Origin of the sequence: Variovorax dokdonensis, from assembly GCF_030316895.1 — a bacterium.
Lineage (GTDB): Bacteria > Pseudomonadota > Gammaproteobacteria > Burkholderiales > Burkholderiaceae_C > Variovorax > Variovorax dokdonensis.
Genome location: NZ_JASZYV010000001.1, coordinates 848326 through 866586, shown reverse-complemented (window position 1 = coordinate 866586; position 18261 = coordinate 848326). Strand labels below are relative to the sequence as shown.

Genomic DNA, 18261 nt, shown 5'->3' with positions numbered 1-18261 from the left:
GCGCCCGGAAATGCGGTTTGCCCTATAATAGAAGGCTTTGCTGCAACATCCTCAAACACAAGGATCAGATCACCATGGCCACTAAGCCGAAGAAAAAGAACCCACGCCTGGCGTCGGGCCGCAAGCGCGCCCGCCAGGACGTCAAGCTCAACGCCGCGAACTCCTCGCTGCGCTCCAAGTACCGCACCGCCGTCAAGAACGTCGAAAAGGCCGTCGTGGCCGGCGACAAGACGAAGGCTCAAGAACTCTTCGCCAAGGCGCAGAGCATCGTGGACACGATCGCCGACAAGGGCATCTTCCACAAGAACAAGGCTGCTCGCGACAAGAGCCGCCTGGCTGCCAAGGTCAAGACCCTGGCTCAAGCCGCCGCCTGAAGCTCAACTTCCAGGCAACACCCGCCCGGACTGGCTCGCCAGTCCGCCGTTTGAACGGGGTGCGCTGCAGCAAAGAAAACGAAAAAGCCGCCTTCGGGCGGCTTTTTTCATGGGCGATTGTTTGGCGAGATCGCCGGTGCTTTCATCAAACGCGATAGTGTGTGCGTCGCGAAAGCACGCCCGGGCCGAACTGGGCTCAGCGGCGGCTACTTGGTCTTCTGGGCCGGTGCGCCGGCGGCGCCGGCGGGCTGTGCGGCATCGGGCACGAGGCAGGCCTCGGCCACCTGAAGGTTGTTGTCGCGCGCGAAGTTGAGCACGAAATCCCACGCCATGGGTTCGTAGTCGCGCAACGCGCGATTGACCACCACACACTTGATGCCGTTGATCACCGTGGGCACGCACCAGGGGGAATAGCTCAGGTGGCTGCCTGGCTGGGCCCCGCCTGGGCGGAAGGAGCACATCACGCCCGCCAGCCGTTCGGCCCAGTCGCTGGGACGGAAGGTCCGGCCATCTTGCGTGATGCCTTGAATGAAGACTTCTTTGGCGCTGGGAGAAACCATGTTGAGGGGGGAGCTGCAGCCTTGCTGCGGCGCACAAGGATTCTACCCGCGCGCCAGGGATGCGCCGCTGCGCAAGGGCATTGCCGCGGGTCGCCGGCTGCCTCATTGCTGTAATGCGCAATCGTCACGGAACGACGCGGGCCCGGCGCCTAGAATTTGCCTTCATATTCCGTTATCCCAAGCCCTGAATGGAGCCCCGCATGAGCGACACCGCCCAGCCCACTTCGCCCCACGTCATGAACACCTACGGCCGCCTGCCGATCGCGCTGACGCACGGCCAAGGCTGCCGCGTGTGGGACACCACGGGCAAGGTCTACCTCGACGGGTTGGGCGGCATTGCCGTCAACACGCTGGGCCACAACCACCCCGAACTCGTGCCGGCGCTGCAGGATCAGGTGGCCAAGCTGATCCACAGCTCCAACTACTACCACGTGCCCGGCCAGGAAACGCTGGCGGCCAAGCTGGTCGATCTGTCCGGCATGACCAACGCCTTCTTCTGCTGCACGGGCCTTGAAGCGAACGAAGCGGCCCTCAAGCTGGCGCGCAAGTTCGGCCATGACAAGGGCATCGAGCGGCCCGAGATCGTCGTCTACGAAGCCGCCTTCCACGGCCGCAGCATCGCCACCCTGTCGGCGACCGGCAATCCGAAGGTGCAGGCCGGATTCGGTCCGCTGGTGGAAGGCTTCATCCGCGTCCCGCTCAACGACATCGAGGCCTTGAAGAAGGCCACCGAAGGCAACCCCAACGTCGTGGCCGTGTTCTTCGAGACCATCCAGGGCGAAGGCGGGATCCACCCGATGCGCTGGGAATACCTGCGGCAGGTGCGCCAGCTGTGCAACGAGCGCGACTGGCTGATGATGATCGACGAAGTCCAGTGCGGCATGGGCCGCACGGGCAAGTGGTTCGCGCACCAGTGGGCCGGCATCGTGCCCGACGTGATGCCGCTGGCCAAGGGCCTGGGCTCCGGCATGCCCATCGGCGCCGTGGTGGCCGGCCCCCGGGCCGCCCACATCTTCGGGCCCGGCAACCACGGCACCACCTTCGGCGGCAACCCGCTGGCGATGCGCGCAGGCATCGAGACCATCCGCATCATGGAAGAGCACAACCTGCTCGACAACGCGGAGAAGGTCGGCGCCCATCTCAAGAGCACGCTGCAGCATGAACTCGAAGGCGTGGCCGGCGTGAAGGAAGTGCGCGGCCAGGGCCTGATGCTCGGCATCGAGCTCGACCGCCCCTGCGGCGTGATCCTCAACCAGGCGTGCGAGGCCGGCCTGCTGCTCTCGGTCACGGCCGACAGCGTGATCCGCCTGGTGCCGCCGCTGATCCTCACGCAGGCCGAGGCGGACGAGATCGTGGCCATCCTCGTGCCGATCATCAAGCGCTTTCTGGCTTAAATTGCGGTCATGAGCACCAGCGCCCCCTCCATCCGCCACTACCTGCAGTTCTCCGACTTCACGGCGGACGAATACGCCTACCTGTTCGAGCGCGCGGCCATCATCAAGCGCAAGTTCAAGGCCTATGAAAAGCACCAGCCGCTGGTCGATCGCACGCTGGCCATGATCTTCGAGAAGGCATCCACCCGCACGCGGGTCAGCTTCGAGGCCGGCATGTACCAGTTGGGCGGCTCGGTGGTGCACCTGACCACGGGCGACAGCCAGCTGGGCCGGGCAGAGCCCATCGAGGATTCGGCCAAGGTGATCAGCCGCATGGTCGACCTGGTGATGATCCGCACCTTCGAGCAGACCAAGATCGAATCGTTCGCCGCGCACTCGCGCGTGCCCGTCATCAATGGCCTGACCAACGAGTTCCACCCCTGCCAGATCGTGGCGGACATCTTCACCTACATCGAGCATCGCGGCTCGATCAAGGGCAAGACGGTCGCGTGGGTGGGCGACGGCAACAACATGGCCAACACGTGGCTTCAGGCGGCAGAGATCCTGGGCTTCACGGTCCACGTGAGCACGCCAAGCGGCTACGAGGTCGACCAGGACGTGGCCGGCATTCGGTCAAGCGACAGCTACAAGGTCTTCAAGGACCCGATGGAAGCCTGCCGCGGCGCGGACCTCGTCACCACCGACGTCTGGACCAGCATGGGCTACGAAGCCGAGAACGAGGCACGCCGCAAGGCTTTCGCCGACTGGTGCGTGGACGAAGAGATGATGCGCGCCGCCAAGCCAGACGCCCTGTTCATGCACTGCCTGCCCGCACACCGCGGCGAGGAAGTGCAGGCCGAAGTGATCGACGGCCCGCAGTCGGTGGTCTGGGACGAGGCGGAAAACCGCATGCACGCCCAGAAGGCGCTGATGGAGTTCCTGCTGCTGGGCAGGCTTTGATTCAGAACGCCCAGGCGGCCAGCTGGTAGTAGTCGAAACCGCCGCTGCGCCCGCCCAGGCACTGGGCGAAAAAGTCCTCGGTGTGGCGGTACATCGCCAGGTTGTTGGTCCACTTGCGATTGCCGTGGCCGTCGTCCTTGAAGGTGACGAACTCCACCTGCTTGCCGTGCTTTTCCAGCGCGGCCACCATGCGCTGCGACTGGGAATATCGCACTCGCGGATCGTTCACGCCATGCATGATCAGCAGCGGCCCCCTGACGTTCTCGACATGGTGGATGGGCGACTTTGAGTCCAACACTTTGCGCTGCGCCGGATCTGCCGGGTCGCCGATGAAGCGCCGCCACCACGTCAGGCCCATGTCCCAATAGGGCGGCGTTTCCTCATACCAGGTGGCCAGGTCGGCAATGCCCACCACATCGACCGCGCAAGCGAAGACATCGGGCGTGACTGTCGCGCCCAGGAGCGCTGCGTAGCCGCCGTAGCTTGCGCCGTAGATGCCGACGCGCTTCGGATCGGCAACGCCCTCTGCGACGGCCCAGCGCACGCCGTCGATCAGATCGTCGTGCATCCTGCCTGCGAACTCGCCCACCGCCTTGTCGGTGTGCTCGCGGCCGTAGCCACTGGAGCCGCGGTAGTTCACCTGCAGCACCGCGTAGCCGCGATTGGCCAGGAACTGCTGCATGCTGCGGTTCGTGCCTTGATAGGTCCACGAATCCCGGCCCCACGGACCTCCGTGGACCAGCAGAACGGTCGGCAGCGGACGCCCTTGAACGCCCTCCGGCACCGTGAGGTAGCCATGAATGCGCAGACCATCCCGCGCCGCATAGGTGATCGGCCGCGTCGCGGAGAGCGATGACGCAAACCCGCCGGTATTGCTCTGGCCCAGCAATTGAGGCGCGGCGCCTACACCGGGCAGCAGGAAGTACTTCCACCCCTTGTCGGTGCCGACGCTGACCGTCATGACCTGCCCGTCCTGCGACATGCTGGTGACGTTCACCGAAGCAGGTCCCTCGCCCCGCAGCGCCTCGAGCCGCGCCGCCAACGCAGCGTCGAAGAACTTGGCCTTGGGATACCCCGGCATCGACTGCGCCATGAGCGGCACCCCGCCATTTGGGCTGATGAGGACCGAATCGATGTCCACGTCCGGATCGTCGTAGATCACTTCCTCGCGGCCGGACTCCAGATCGATGCGCACCAGGGCCCGCTTGTCTCGGCCACGATTGGAAATGGCCAACGCAGAATTGCCGCCAGGCAGGTGGTCGACGATCCACCAACCCTCGTCCAAGCGCCAGCGCATCGTCGTGCGCCATTCGTCGCCCTGGGGCAACTGAAGATAGCGCTCGGCGCCATCGAAGACCGTACGCGTGCGAAGCCGGCCCTGCCGGTCGACCGACCAATTGGGCACGTTGCCAGGATTGAGCGCGGCGAGCTCGCGCTTGCCCGACGCGGCGTCGATCCGGTAGAGATCGAACACCTTCTTGTCGCGCTGGTTGGTTGCCACCAGCAGTTCGGAGGTGCCTTCGACGCGCCGAATGATGCTTGACTTTGTGCCGGCGAATGGCGTCAGGTCCGACGGCGCCGAGTCGGTGCGACTCACGTCGACCGCGAAAACATGCGTGTTCTCGTCCCCGGTGGCATCCACCGGAAGAAACAGGAAGCGGCTGTCGCCCGACCAGACGATGGCATCGGCGCGAATCGAGATGGCGCGCATCTGTCCGCTGGCCAGGTTCCTGACCCACACGGCGGGCTTCAAGGCATCGACGCCTTTCCAGGCCAGGGACTTGCCGTCCGGCGATATCCGGTAAACGCTGGTGCCGTCCAGGTTGGCGACGAAGTCACGCACGGCAATCAAGGGCGGCAACGCCTCGTCCTGCAAGGCGGGGTGGGTCGGCGCCAGCGCGCACCCACCCAACGCAACCACGAAGCCGAGGACCAACACTCTCATGGTCATGAATCGCACGGGCACTCCTCCTTGTTTGAGTAGGCGCCATTGTGCGAAGGCAAACCTTTGGCTTTCCCAAAGGTCGCGCCTTCAAAATGCGCGCATGCACCTTTTGCTGATCGAGGACGACCTGGAACTGGGCCGAGCGCTGCATGCGGCGCTCAAGGTCGAACACTTCACGACCGAATGGGTGCGGCTCGCCAAGGACGCCCCCCACACGATCGACGGCGCCAGGGTCGATGCCGTGCTGCTGGACCTCACGCTTCCCGACGGCAGTGGCATGGACCTGCTTCGCCGTTGGCGCCGGGCCGGCGTGAAGGTGCCGATCATCGTGATCACCGCGCGTTCGGCACTGGACGACCGTCTGGCCGGTCTGGACAACGGCGCGGACGACTTCGTCATCAAGCCCTTCGAGACGGCCGAGCTGGTTTCGCGCATCCGCGCCGTCGTGCGCCGAAGCGCGCGGCAAGCCAGCGCGCGCTGGACCGTGGGCGCACTCGAAATCGAACCAGGGCGCCGCGAAGCATGGCTGGACGGTCAAGCCTTGTCGCTGTCGCCGCGCGAATTTCAGCTCGTCATGGAACTGGCTCGCGAGCCCGGGTCGGTCGTTGCCAAGGACGTTCTGTCCATGCGGCTGGAGCCACTCGGCGAGCCGGTGGACTTTGCCGCCATCGAGGTGCACGTGTCCAACCTTCGCAAGAAGATCGGCGCACAGCGCGTGCGGACCGTTCGCGGCATCGGCTACCTGCTCGAGCCATGAATCGCGCGCGCGACCTCTGGCGCCGGATGGCCGAGCCGTCGCTGGTGCGCCGCAGCACGTTGGCGATGATTCCGGTTTTCTTGGTGATCTGGCTGACCCTGCTGGGCTATGTCTACTGGGACAACCGCACCTACCTGGCCGAGGCGCCGGGTTTGAAGAGCTACGGCGATTCGCTGCTCACGGCCGTGGACGACCTGCCCGAAGAAGCCGAAGCGCGCGCTTTCATTGCGGCGACGCTGCGCTCCACCAACCTCCGGCGCAAGGACGATCGCCGCCTGAGCGGCTCGTTGTCCTTTGAGCTGGCGCGGGCGAACGGCGGCATCGCCGTCTTCACCTCGCCAGGCTGGCGCTGGGAGGAAGGCGAAGCCACCACACGCCCCGAGATCACCACGACGCAGCAGCATTGGCGCTACGACAAGACCCGAGGGGAATGGCGCCTGCGCATCCTGAATCCGCGCCGCACCCACCAGGCCTTCCTGAGCTACAACGCGCGCGGCCTCGTGCCATACCTGTTGATCGCGCTCCCACTGGTGATGCTGGCGATCGCGCTCACGATGCGACGCAGCCTGCGGCCTCTCAGCCAGTTGGCGCAGCGCATCGACGCCCGCTCGGCCGATGACCTCCGCCCCGTCGGCATCCAGACGCGCCACCACGAACTCGCGCCACTGGTGCAAGCGCTCGACGCGCTCCTGCTGCGCCTTCGCGCCACGGTGGAACGCGAGCGCGCCTTCGTGCAAGACGCCGCGCATGAAATGCGCACGCCGTTGGCGGTCATCGGCGCGCAAGCACATGTGCTGGCACGCTCGAACGATTCCGCTGCACGCGCCGAAGCCGGACAGCACCTCGACCAGGCCATCGCCCGCGCGGCACACCTGTCGAACCAGCTGCTGACCCTGGCCGCGCTCGACGGCGCGCAGGATCGCCAAGCTCGAACGCTCGACTTGGCCAGCTGGCTTCGGGATGCTTTGGCACGCAGCGCGTCCGCCGCTGCCGCCAGGGGTATCGATCTCGAATTGGACAGCCCCGACGCGCTATCGCGAAACGTCGACCTCCCGGCCTTCGATTCGATCCTCCAGAACCTGCTCGAGAACGCCGTGCGTCACGGACGCCAAGGCGGACGGGTGCTCGTCAGACTGCTGCCCAATGGCCCCAACGGGTGGCGCCTGTCGGTCCAGGATGACGGCGCCGGCGTTGCTCAGGCCGACCGCCCGCACCTCTTCGAGCGCTTCTTCCGCAGCCCAACCGTGCAGGCTTCTGGCACTGGCCTGGGCCTTGCGATCGTGCGCCAGGCGGCCCAGCGCATGGGCGGAAGCGCCAGCCTGATCGAAGGCCTTGCCGGGCGCGGCCTTGGCGTTCTGGTGGAAACTTCGGGTCCCGCCGAAGCGCCTCGAGCATGACCACGCCCGCCACCAACCCCTGCCAAAGCTGCGGCGCCTGCTGCGCGAGCTATCGCGTCGACTTCAGCGTCTTCGAACTCGACGACCGGGGCGGCCGCGTGCCCGGCGGGCTGGCGGTCGATGTGAACGACACCATCGCCCGCATGCGTGGCACCGACCATGCGCGACCCCGCTGCGCAGCGCTCACCGGGCGGATTGGCGAGAAGGTGGCCTGCGGCATCTACGAATGGCGCCCGAACCCCTGCCACGAACTGCAGGCCGGCAGCGATGCCTGCGAGCGCGCTCGGGCCCGCCATGGCCTGCCGGCGCTGGGTGACGCCATCCGCTTGCTCTGACGGCCGCGCTGCCCGCCCTACCCTGCAGCAATTGGATGCGCAGACGTTGGAAATAACCGACACCACAGTGTTTCTGCCGGCGCTACCTTAGCGCCATGCCCCATCAACACCCATCGCCACGCATCTGGGACATCTCGCCCCCGGTGCATGAAGGCGCGCCGGTGTTCCCCGGCGACACGCCCTACCGGCAACGCTGGGCGGCCGCCATCGGCCCCGGCTGCCCCGTCAACGTCAGCGAGATCACGCTCTCGCCGCACGTCGGCGCGCATGCCGACGCACCGCTGCACTACGACGCCGGCGGCGACACCATCGGCACCGTCAGCCTCGTGCCCTTTCTCGGGCCCTGCCGCGTGATCCATGCGATCGACTGCGGGCCGCTGATTGAATGGCGCCACATCGAACACGCCCTGGCCGAGTTGCCGCCCCGCGTGCTCGTGCGCACCTACCGCGCCATGCCCGTCGACCGCTGGGACGGCCAGCTCAGCGCCTATGCCCCCGCCACCATCGAACGCCTGGCCGACCTCGGCGTGCAGCTGGTGGGCATCGACACCGCCAGCATCGACCCGGCCGACAGCAAGACGCTCGACAGCCACCAGGTGATCCGCCGCCGAGGCCTGCGCGTGCTCGAGAACCTCGTGCTCGACGACGTGGCCGAAGGCGACTACGAACTCATCGCCCTGCCGCTCAAGCTGACGACGGCAGACGCTTCCCCCGTGCGCGCCATCCTGCGCGAACTCTCCTTCCAGTGACATGACTCTCGACGACTGCAAGTGCCTCGATGCACAAGACCCGCTCGCGCCGCTGCGCGATCAATTCACCCTGCCCGACGGCGTGATCTATCTCGACGGCAACTCGCTGGGCGTGCTGCCGAGCGCCGCGCCCGCACGCATCGCCGAAGCAGTGAGCCACGAATGGGGCCAAGGCCTCATCCGCTCGTGGAACAGCGCCGGCTGGTTCGACCTGCCCCAGCGCCTGGGCGACAAGGTCGGCCGCCTGATCGGCGCCGCACCCGGCGAAGTGGTGTGCACCGACAGCACATCCATCAACCTCTACAAGGTGCTCTTTGCCGCCATCGCGCAGGCCAAGGCCGACCCCAAGCGCCGGCTCGTGGTCAGCGAGCGCAGCAATTTCCCGACCGACCTGTACATCGCCGAATCGCTGTGCGAAAGCCATGGCCTGCAGTTGAAGCTGATCGACGCCAGCGACCTGCCTGGCGTGCTGACGGAAGAAGTGGCCGTGCTCATGCTCACCCACGTCAACTACCGCACGGGCGCCATGCACGACATGACGGCCATTACCGCCGCGGCGCACGCTGCAGGCGCATTGACCGTGTGGGACCTGGCACACAGCGCCGGCGCAGTGCCGGTGGCCCTCAACGAAAGCAATGCCGACTTCGCCATCGGCTGCGGCTACAAGTACCTCAACGGCGGCCCGGGCGCACCGGCTTTCGTGTGGGTGCACACGCGGCATGCGGGCCAGTTCCGCCAGCCGCTGTCGGGCTGGTGGGGCCATGCGGCTCCCTTCGAGTTCACGCCGCACTACCGCCCCGCGCCGGGCGTTGGCCGCTACCTGTGCGGCACGCAGCCGATCCTGTCGCTCACTGGGCTGGAATGCGGCCTCGACACCGTGCTCGCGGCCGAACCTCTTGGCGGCATGACGGCGCTGCGCAAGAAGTCGCTGGCGCTCACCGATGCGTTCATCAACTTGACCGAGCAACGTTGCCCGGGCCTGTTCAACCTGGTCACGCCGCGCGAACACGCACAGCGCGGCTCGCAGGTATGCCTGTCGCTGGCCGACCAGCGCACGCCCACCCAGGCCTATGCCATCGTCCAGGCGCTGATCGCACGCGGCGTGATCGGCGACTACCGCGGCGGCGACGAACAGATGCCCGACATCCTGCGCTTCGGCTTCACGCCGCTGTACCTGGGCTTCGAGGACGTGTGGAACGCCGTCGAGCATCTGGTGCAGGTCATGACGCTCGAAGAGTGGCGCAAGAGCGAGTTCAACCAGATCAACGCCGTCACATGACCACGAGCAACGACAAGAGCGCCACCGAGCGCATCGTGGAAGAAGAAAAGGCCAAGCTCGACTTCAGCACGTCGATGAGCTATGGCGACTACCTGCATCTGGACCAGGTGCTGAGCGCACAGCATCCGCTCTCGCCGGCGCATGACGAGATGCTCTTCATCGTCCAGCACCAGACCAGCGAGCTGTGGATGAAGCTGATGGTGCACGAGCTGCGCGCCGCCATCGGCTGCATCCGCGAAGACCGGCTGCCGGATGCTTTCAAGATGCTGGCGCGAGTGAGCCGCATCATGGAGCAACTGGTCGGCGCCTGGTCGGTCCTCGCGACGATGACGCCGCCGGAATACACCGCCATGCGGCCCTACCTGGCCAGCTCCAGCGGCTTCCAGAGTGCGCAGTACCGCTGCATCGAGTTCATGCTGGGCAACAAGAACGCGGCCATGCTCAAGCCCCATGCGCACCGGCCCGACCTGCTGGAGATGGTCGAGGCCGCCTGGCGCGCGCCATCGCTCTACGACGAAGCGCTGCGCCTGATCGCGCGCAACGGCATCGAGGTGCCGGCCGGCTACCTGCAGCGCGACTGGACCCAACCCTACGTGGCCAGCGACGGCGTCGAAGCCGCATGGCTGACCGTGTACCGCGACCCGAAGGCACACTGGGACCTCTACCAACTGGGCGAGAAGCTCACCGACATCGAAGACGCGTTTCGCCTCTGGCGCTTCCGCCACGTCACCACGGTGGAACGCGTGATCGGCTTCAAGCGCGGCACAGGCGGCACAGGCGGCGTGAGCTACCTGCGCAAGATGCTCGACGTGGTGCTGTTCCCCGAGATCTGGAAGCTGCGTACCGACTTGTAGGCCGCAAGGATGGTGTTCATATCACGCCGTCCTTCTTCATGTGCTCGATCAGGACCTTGTCGACCGCATGCGGCTGCGAGCCGACTTTGGATCCTGAAGCTCCCATAGCGGACGTTCCTGCTTGCTGACTAGCGCAGCGTTTGATGTCCGAGGCGGCGAGACACCTCCACACCGCATTCCTTTGCAGCTTTGGCCTGCACGCCTGTCCAACTCGTGTCGAACGACCGGGACCGGCCCATCAGCGTGATGCCAAGCACGATGTTCCCTGAATAGTCGAACACTGGTGCCGCGAATGAGCAGACGCCCGGCGTCGGATTGTTCACGGAGCGGGACACACCGTGCTTGCGAACCTCGTTGACCATGGTCTGAAGCTCTTCTCGGTCGATCGGCGTGGCGATGTCAGGTCCCAGTCGGCGTTCATCTTCGAGCAGTGATTCTTCAATGAGCTTGGCCGGCAGGTACGCCGCGAACAGCCGGCCTGTCGCTGTTCCCGCCAGCGACATGACGGTTCCGGTGCGGATGTTGGTGTGCAACGGGTAGATCGCATCGAACAAGAACACGATGGTCGGACCCTGATTTCCCCACACCGACAACGCAACGCTGTGGCCGGTTTCCCGAGCCAGGTTCTCGGCAAACGGCGTAGCTTCACGCACGGGATTGAGCATCCTCAGCGTCACCAGTCCCAACTGCATCGCGGTTGGACCCAGCCAGTAGTAGCCGGTCGACGCCTCCTGCGTCACCAGCCCCAGCTTGCCGAAGCTGACCAGGTATGGGTGAGCCTTCCCCGGAGCCATGTCGGCGGCCTTCGCCAGATCTCTGAGAGGCAAAGGGCGGCCTTGAGCCCCCAGCGCGAGAAGCAATTGACCACCCGCTTCAATCGATTGAATGCCGCGCCGCTCCTTTTCAGAACCAGCGTCTCCCGTTTCAGCTTCGAGTGCGCTCATGCGTGTCTCCTAACTTTTTGATTCTAACTACATCATTAGTGTAGGGTAAACCATTAGCATAGATCAGATTCGTTAGCACAATACTAACGCTACTGGGCCGGCAGATGCGGCCCCCATCTCAAGGAGTGCAGGTCAATGAGCAAGCAGGAAACCGAATACGACGTGCTGGTGGTGGGCACCGGGGCGTCCGGAATGTCAGCTGCAGTCACCGCCGCCTACGAGGGCTTGAAGGTGCTGGTCGTGGACAAGGCGTCTCTGTACGGGGGCACGACCGCGCGGTCTGGCGGCTGGCTATGGATTCCCAACACCAAGCTGGCCAAGGCCCAGGGCATCAATGAGCCAGCCGGCGCCGCACGCGCTTACCTGGAGCATGAAGCGACCACGCATTTCGACCCGGCCCGCGTCGATGCATTCCTGGAAAACGGCCCCAAGGCCATCGACTTCTTCACCAGCAAGACCTGCGTGCAGTTCGAAATGCCGCCGGTCTTTCCGGACTACCACGCGGAAGCGCCCGGGGGGCAACCCGGCGGTCGCTCGATGGTCACCGCCCCTTTTGACGCGCGAGAACTCGGCGACCGCGTCAAGAAGCTGGCCCCGCCCGTTCCCGAGCTCACCGTCTTCGGAATGATGCTGGGCTCCGGCAAGGAGCTGTGGCATTTCCTTCGCGCGTTCAAGTCTTTCGAATCCTTCTGGTACGTCGCAAAGCGATTTGGCGGACACCTGCTGGACGTCGTCCGCCACGGCCGCGGCATGACGCTCACCAATGGCAACGCCTTGGCTGGACGGCTTGCCAAGGCTGGCATGGATCTGAATGTCTCGGTCTGGCTCGACTCGCCGGTCAAGAAGCTCATCGTGGAGAACGACGTCGTTGTTGGCGCAACCGTCGTTCACGAAGGAGCACCCATCGAAGTGCGCGTTCGCAAGGGCGTGGTGCTGGCCTGTGGCGGGTTTCCGTACGACATCGAGCGCCGCAAGCAACTGTTCCCGCACGCCCCGACCGGCCATGAGCACTTCACCCCGTCGCCCGCGCTCAATACCGGCGACGGCCTGCGCTTGGGCGAATCGGTAGGCGGATGGGTCGATCCCACCATCCCGAACGCAGCAGCCTGGTGCCCGACATCGGTCACGAAGCGGGCCGACGGCTCGGAGGGCGTGATGCCCCACTTCATCGACCGTGCGAAGCCTGGTGTCATTGCAGTCACCCCGCGCGGTCATCGCTTCACGAACGAAGCGCTGTCGTACCACGACTTCATCCAGGACCTCGTGAAAGCCTGCGCCGGTCTGAACGAAGTGACGTGCTGGCTCATCTGCGACCACAAGCATCTGCGCGAATACGGCCTGGGCGCCGTCGCTCCCTTCCCTCTGCCCATTGGCAAGTACCTGCGTAGCGGCTACCTCAAGCGCGGCCAGACGCTGCAAGAACTGGCCAAGTCGATTGGCGTTTCCTACGTCGCGCTGCAAGAGGAAGTGCAGTCGTTCAATCGCGATGCCGCCTCGGGGAAAGACTCCAAGTTCAGCAAGGGCAGCACGGCCTACAACCGCTTTCAAGGTGACTCGCTGGTCAGCCCCAATCCTTGCATGGCCCCGATTCAGCAGGGACCGTTCTACGCCATCAAGGTGGTCGTCGGCGAAATCGGGACGTTTGCCGGGCTGGCGACCAATGAGCACTGCCAGGTGCTGACGCAAGACCGCCAGCCCATCCCCGGCCTGTATGCCGTCGGGAATGACGCCGCCAGCATCATGGGCGGGAACTACCCGGGCGCGGGCATCACTCTGGGCCCCGCGCTCACCTTCGGCTACGTCGTGGGCCAGACCCTCGCCAAGCAACCCGCTCTTTCGAGCATCTCCGCAATTCAAGCGCCGCAACGCCAACACGCCCGCGCCGCGTGATGCGGACACCGGCAAGCGAGGAAAGACAGATGGAAATCACCGAACAGATGGCTCCGCAAGTACTGAGTGGACGCATTGCATTGGTCACCGGTGCTGGTCAAGGCAACGGGAAGGCCATTGCGAAGGGATTGGCCAAAGCCGGCGCAACGGTCATCGTCACCGACCTCAACGAGGCCAACGCGAAGTCGGCCGCCGCTGAAATCAATGAGGTTGGCGGCAAGGCCTATGCGTACAAGCTTGATGTCACGTCTCGCGACGAATGCGAAGCACTCGCCCTGGTTACCGCAACCGAAGTCGGCAACGTAGGCATCCTTGTCAACAACGCCGGAATCATCATCCGCGAGGGCATGGACAGCCCGAAGGTGGCTTCGAACCTCCAGAAGACCCTGGACGTGAATGTCATGGGCACCTTCCATCCGACCCATTCGTGGCTCAGTGCGCTGCGGAAAACGAAGGGCGTCATCATCAACGTTGGCTCCATTGCCTCGACCACTGGCATTGCCAATGTCGTTGGCTACTCGCCTTCCAAGGGTGCCGTGAAGATGCTGACCCAAGCCTTGGCGGTCGAGTTGGCCAAGGATGGAATTCGCGTCAATGCAATTGCACCTGGGGTCATCGAGACACCCATGACCTCCTACACCCGGGAAGCCCCTGAGCGCCTGGACAAATTCATGATGCGCACGCCCATGGCGCGCGTCGGACAGCCTGAAGAGCTCATCGGCCCTGTGGTGTTCCTTGCCTCTGACATGGCGAGCTACATCACCGGCGTCACGCTCCCCATCGATGGTGGCTTCCTGGCCTGAAGCAGAAGCGAGCCTTCCTTAGTCCGCAACCCCGAACTCGAAGAGTTCAACAACATCTCAACTGGAGACAACAATGAGCATTCCTTCGTTCTTCAAGCGCGCCATCCTGGCCGCCAGCCTGGTGGCCGCAGCGGCCGCGAGCGCTCAAGTCAAGGTGGGCTACAACGGCGACTTGTCTGCTTCGCCTTCGGCACAGAGCGGGCAGGCGGCAGTCCTGGGCATGGAAGCGGCAATTGCCGACATCAACGCCAACGGCGGCCTTCTGGGGAAGAAGCTGGAGCTGGTAACGCGCGATGACACTTCGGCGCCGCCCAAGTCGATTCAGAACATGAGCGAACTCATCGACAGTGAAAAGGTTGCCGCGGTGTTCGGTCCGACAAACTCTGGCAACGCCATGGCCTGGAAGCACATCGCAAACCAGAAGAAGGTTCCGGTAATCGGCAATGTCAGTTCCGGCACCGACATCACCAAGCCCATGAGCCCGGGTGCGGACAACTACATGTTCCGCGTTTCGATGGTCGACCGCGAGCAGATCGCCGCTCTGATGGCCTACGTCAAGAAGAACACCGAGAAGTCGAAGGTCGTGGGCCTGATGGTCGAAACGACAGGCTACGGCCAGGGTGGTCTGAAGGACATGGAAGAAATTGCCAAGCTGCAGGACATCAAAATTGCAGCAACTGAGAAGTTCGGCGTGGGCGACACGGACATGACCTCTCAATTGAGCAAGATGAAGTCTGCTGGTGTGGATACCGTCGTCGTGTGGGCGCAGGGCACCCCCATCGCCCAGCTGGTTCGCAGCATGGAGAAGATCAACTACTTCCCGCTTGTGCTGAGCTCCTGGGCAGCCGACAACATCACGTTCTACGATGCCGCGGGCAAGACGCTGGCCGAAAAGCCGATCTTCATGCGCACTGTCAGTGAATCGAAGACCCCGGCTCAGCAGACGCTCTACGACCGCGTCGGCGCCAAGCTGAAGGCGCCGGGTTCGTTTTCCTTTGCCCTGCACGGCTATGACTCCATCCTGCTGTACGCCGCTGCGGTCAAGCAGGCCAACAGCTTCGACGGCAACGCCGTGCGCCTGGCACTCGAAGACCTGAAGACCCCTGTCCAGGGCGTTCTGAAGACGTACGACAAGCCGTTCAGCAAGACCAAGCACGAAGCCTTGACGGCCGAAGACCTGGTCTGGATTCGTTGGAAGGACGGCAAGCTGCTTCCCTACACCGACCCTATCGTCAGCTCGCTGAAGACGGCTGACTTCAAGCAATAACGCACTCGGCATAAGCGGAGCCGCATTCCGCGGCTTTGGCATTCATCTCGGAGGCAATCATGGTAGAGGCGCTCTTACAAGCGATTCTCAGCGGCTTGGCCGTGGGCGGAGCCTACGCGCTGGTGGCTCTGGGCTTCAGCATCACTTTCACGACGACCAAAACGCTGAACTTCTCACACGGCGAGTTCGTGTCGGCCGGTGCATTCATTGGCATGAGCGCTCTCTTCCTGGTTCTCGGCCTCCCGGTCAGTTCAACGACTTTCGGTTCGGCCCTTCCGGGTTCCGGCGCTCAACTGCTCGCCCTGGCCGCAGCACTTGGCGTCATGGGACTGCTGGGCTGGGTCCTGTATCTCGTGGGCGTCCGCCCATTCGCCGGCCGCCCCGGCATGGCCTGGGTCATGAGCACGCTGGGCTTTGGAGTCATCCTGCAGAGCATTGGCCTGGCGATCTGGGGCCCCAAGCCGGTGGTCGTGCCGGGCCCGGTCGGCGACGAGGTCATCCGCATCATGGGCGTTGGGGTTCGACCGCAGGAGCTGCTGACCCTTGCGGTGGCCATCGTCATCATGATCGTGTTCGACTGGGTCATGAATCGCACCATGGTCGGCAAGGCAATGCGTGCTGTGGCTGCCAACGGAAACGTCGCCAGCCTGATGGGCATCAACACGAACGCCGTGATGATCGGCGCATTCATTGTCAGTTCCGCACTCGCCGGTCTTTCTGGCTTCCTGCTTGCTCCCATCGCACAAGCATCGCTCTTCATGGGATTGACGGTGGGGCTCAAGGGCTTCTCCGGCGCAATGATTGGTGGGCTGAGCAATCCGCGTGGCTGCGTCATTGGCGGCTTTGCACTGGGGGTACTCGAATCCCTGGTGAACCTATGGTCGGCGCAATGGCGTGAAGTTGCAGTGTTCGCACTCGTCATTCTGGTCTTGGCCTTTCGGCCGACCGGCCTCTTCGGCAAGCCCATGGTGGAAAAGGTATGAAGCGCGGTCAACACTTCGTCGGCGTAGCGCTTGCCGCTGCTGCCGTCATCGGCGCCACTTCCCTGTTTGGCAACGACTACTACTTCCGCATCATCTTCATGATGTGCGTCTACTACATGTGCGCGGCCGGCATGAACGTGCTGGTCGGCTTTGCCGGTCAGAAGTCTCTGGGGCAGGCCGGCCTGTTCGCTGCGGGAGCCTATTCGGTGGCCCTGCTGACGAGCAGGACGGACATCAGCCCCTGGCTTGCACTGGTCGCCGCGGCTGCAATCTCCGGGGTGTGCGGCGTCCTTATTGCGCTGCCGTCGCTGCGCGTCAAGGGCCCGTATCTGGCCATGGTGACGCTGGCATTCGGCATCGTGGTGGAGAAGCTCGTTGGCGAATGGACGGACGTTTTCGGCGGCGCGCAAGGCATCTACGGCATCCGCCCCATCACCTGGAACGGGCAGCCACTGACGACGCAACAGTGGGTCTGGTTTGGTGTGGTGCTGTGCGCCGTGACTCATCTGCTCCTTCGCAACCTGTTGAACGGGCGCTTCGGCCGCGCTTTGCTCTCCTTGCAGGCCGATGAGATTGCATCCGCGTCAGTGGGTGTGCGTGTCTACCGCGCGAAGGTCATTGCCTTCGTCGTCGCCGCCGTGACCTGCGGGATTGCAGGGGCGCTCGTCGCGCAGCAGAACCAGTACATCAACTCGGACTTCATTACCTTTCACCTCTCGATCTTCATTCTGCTTCTGGTCCTCTTCGGTGGGTCGGGCTCCATGTACGGCCCACTGGTGGGAACCATCGTCCTGACCTCCATCGACGCTGCCTTGGCTCGCTGGCCGTCGGCGCAGCACTTCCTGTATGGCTTCCTGCTGCTGTTTGCCTTGTACGTGATGCCCAACGGCGTGACGGGCGTCCTGAACTCGTTGTTCAAGCGCCGAGCGAAGGTCGTGCCCGCCAAGGCGGCAACCCAATCCAAGCCCACGCGCATCGGCCCTGATGCCAGTGGCGACTTGCTCGAGGTGGAAGGCGTCACCAAGGCATATGGCGGTGTCAAGCCTGCGCAGGACGTGTCGTTTCGTCTGAAGCGAGGCCACATCCACGCTCTCATTGGTCCCAACGGCGCCGGCAAGAGCACGATGATCAACATGTTGACGGGCGTGGTGAAGCCCTCCTCCGGGTCCATCAAGTTCCTGGGCGAAGAGATATCGGACACGCCCGCTCACCAGATCTGCCGCATGGGCATGGGCCGCACATTCCAGAACTTGCGCTTGTTCTCCGAACTTTCGGTCCTGGACAACGTCATGCTCGGCCGCCATACACGCATGACCAATGGCTTCCTGCCGTCTCTGATGGCCATGCCCGGCGCGACGAAGCAGGAAGTCATCACCCGGGACCGAGCGCTCCAACTGCTGGAGTTGGTCGACTTGGCCCACCTCGCGCACCAGCCGGCAGGAAGCCTTCCCTATGGCTTGCAGCGGCGCGCCGAACTGGCACGCGCGCTTGCCACCGAACCTCAACTGCTCCTGCTGGACGAACCTGCGGCCGGTCTGAACCCGCAAGAGACCGCCGAACTGGGTCAGCTCTTGCTGCGAATCGGCAAATGCGGTGTGAGCATCCTGATGGTGGAACACCACATGGACTTGGTCATGTCGGTGTCCGACCACGTCATCGTGCTCGACTACGGCATCAAGATCGCCGAGGGCAAGCCTGTGGATGTGCAGTGCAACCCGCGTGTTGTCGAGGCGTACCTCGGCGTCGATGAAGAGGCCGAGCCTGTCGAGGCGCTGGTCGCTGCTTGAGGAC

The 18261-nt window shown here is 64.3% G+C and carries 17 protein-coding genes; 14 read left to right on the top strand and 3 right to left on the bottom strand.

From position 1 onward, the window contains the following. Positions 1–74: 74 nt before the first annotated feature. Positions 75–374, top strand: coding sequence for a 30S ribosomal protein S20 (rpsT, locus tag QTH91_RS04005; RefSeq protein ID WP_286658731.1), 300 nt, complete (start codon positions 75–77; stop codon positions 372–374). A 206-nt stretch (positions 375–580) separates the two neighbouring features. Here rpsT and QTH91_RS04000 read toward each other — a convergent pair whose 3' ends face one another. Then, positions 581–934, bottom strand: coding sequence for a DUF3579 domain-containing protein (locus QTH91_RS04000; RefSeq protein WP_286658730.1), 354 nt, complete (start codon positions 932–934; stop codon positions 581–583). A gap of 200 nt (positions 935–1134) precedes the next feature. Between QTH91_RS04000 and QTH91_RS03995 the strand changes: the two genes are divergently transcribed. Then, the gene (locus QTH91_RS03995; protein ID WP_286658729.1) at positions 1135–2328 is read left to right on the top strand and encodes an aspartate aminotransferase family protein; all 1194 of its coding nucleotides are present in this window, start codon (positions 1135–1137) and stop codon (positions 2326–2328) included. Positions 2329–2337: 9 nt separating this feature from the next. After that, a complete protein-coding gene (gene argF, locus QTH91_RS03990) occupies positions 2338–3267 on the top strand; it encodes an ornithine carbamoyltransferase (RefSeq protein ID WP_286658728.1) in 930 nt (309 codons plus the stop codon). Position 3268: 1 nt separating this feature from the next. Here the strand turns inward: argF and QTH91_RS03985 are convergent, their stop codons facing one another. After that, entirely contained in the window at positions 3269–5218 is a 1950-nt protein-coding gene (locus tag QTH91_RS03985) for a S9 family peptidase (protein ID WP_286659605.1), read from the bottom strand. 94 nt (positions 5219–5312) lie between these two features. Between QTH91_RS03985 and QTH91_RS03980 the strand changes: the two genes are divergently transcribed. From QTH91_RS03980 to kynA, 6 genes are all read left to right on the top strand, one after another. Then, positions 5313–5969, top strand: coding sequence for a response regulator (locus QTH91_RS03980; protein WP_286658727.1), 657 nt, complete (start codon positions 5313–5315; stop codon positions 5967–5969). After that, entirely contained in the window at positions 5966–7366 is a 1401-nt protein-coding gene (locus QTH91_RS03975; RefSeq protein WP_286658726.1) for a sensor histidine kinase, read from the top strand. Before QTH91_RS03980 ends, QTH91_RS03975 begins: the two co-directional genes overlap by 4 nt. Beyond that, on the top strand, positions 7363–7701 hold the full coding sequence (locus QTH91_RS03970) for a YkgJ family cysteine cluster protein (protein WP_286658725.1): 339 nt from the start codon (positions 7363–7365) through the stop codon (positions 7699–7701). The genes QTH91_RS03975 and QTH91_RS03970 overlap by 4 nt, the downstream gene beginning before the upstream one ends. Positions 7702–7796: 95 nt before the next feature. Further along, positions 7797–8450, top strand: a complete 654-nt coding sequence (kynB, locus tag QTH91_RS03965; protein WP_286658724.1) for an arylformamidase — start codon at positions 7797–7799, stop codon at positions 8448–8450. A 1-nt stretch (position 8451) separates the two neighbouring features. Continuing rightward, entirely contained in the window at positions 8452–9729 is a 1278-nt protein-coding gene (kynU, locus tag QTH91_RS03960; RefSeq protein ID WP_286658723.1) for a kynureninase, read from the top strand. After that, positions 9726–10583 (top strand): tryptophan 2,3-dioxygenase, encoded by an 858-nt coding sequence (gene kynA / locus QTH91_RS03955; protein ID WP_286658722.1) that lies wholly within the window; start codon positions 9726–9728, stop codon positions 10581–10583. Before kynU ends, kynA begins: the two co-directional genes overlap by 4 nt. 128 nt (positions 10584–10711) lie before the next feature. Here kynA and QTH91_RS03950 read toward each other — a convergent pair whose 3' ends face one another. Beyond that, on the bottom strand, positions 10712–11527 hold the full coding sequence (locus QTH91_RS03950; RefSeq protein ID WP_286658721.1) for an IclR family transcriptional regulator: 816 nt from the start codon (positions 11525–11527) through the stop codon (positions 10712–10714). Between the two features lie 135 nt (positions 11528–11662). Between QTH91_RS03950 and QTH91_RS03945 the strand changes: the two genes are divergently transcribed. From QTH91_RS03945 to QTH91_RS03925, 5 genes are all read left to right on the top strand, one after another. After that, entirely contained in the window at positions 11663–13417 is a 1755-nt protein-coding gene (locus QTH91_RS03945) for an FAD-dependent oxidoreductase (protein ID WP_286658720.1), read from the top strand. Positions 13418–13446: 29 nt separating this feature from the next. Then, positions 13447–14220, top strand: coding sequence for an SDR family NAD(P)-dependent oxidoreductase (locus QTH91_RS03940; protein WP_286658719.1), 774 nt, complete (start codon positions 13447–13449; stop codon positions 14218–14220). A 73-nt stretch (positions 14221–14293) separates the two neighbouring features. Then, the gene (locus QTH91_RS03935; protein WP_286658718.1) at positions 14294–15487 is read left to right on the top strand and encodes an ABC transporter substrate-binding protein; all 1194 of its coding nucleotides are present in this window, start codon (positions 14294–14296) and stop codon (positions 15485–15487) included. Between the two features lie 59 nt (positions 15488–15546). Beyond that, entirely contained in the window at positions 15547–16470 is a 924-nt protein-coding gene (locus tag QTH91_RS03930; RefSeq protein ID WP_286658717.1) for a branched-chain amino acid ABC transporter permease, read from the top strand. Further along, positions 16467–18257 carry a branched-chain amino acid ABC transporter ATP-binding protein/permease gene (locus QTH91_RS03925; protein WP_286658716.1) on the top strand — a complete coding sequence of 597 codons (1791 nt, stop codon included), beginning with the start codon at positions 16467–16469 and terminating at the stop codon, positions 18255–18257. The genes QTH91_RS03930 and QTH91_RS03925 overlap by 4 nt, the downstream gene beginning before the upstream one ends. Positions 18258–18261: the final 4 nt, after the last annotated feature.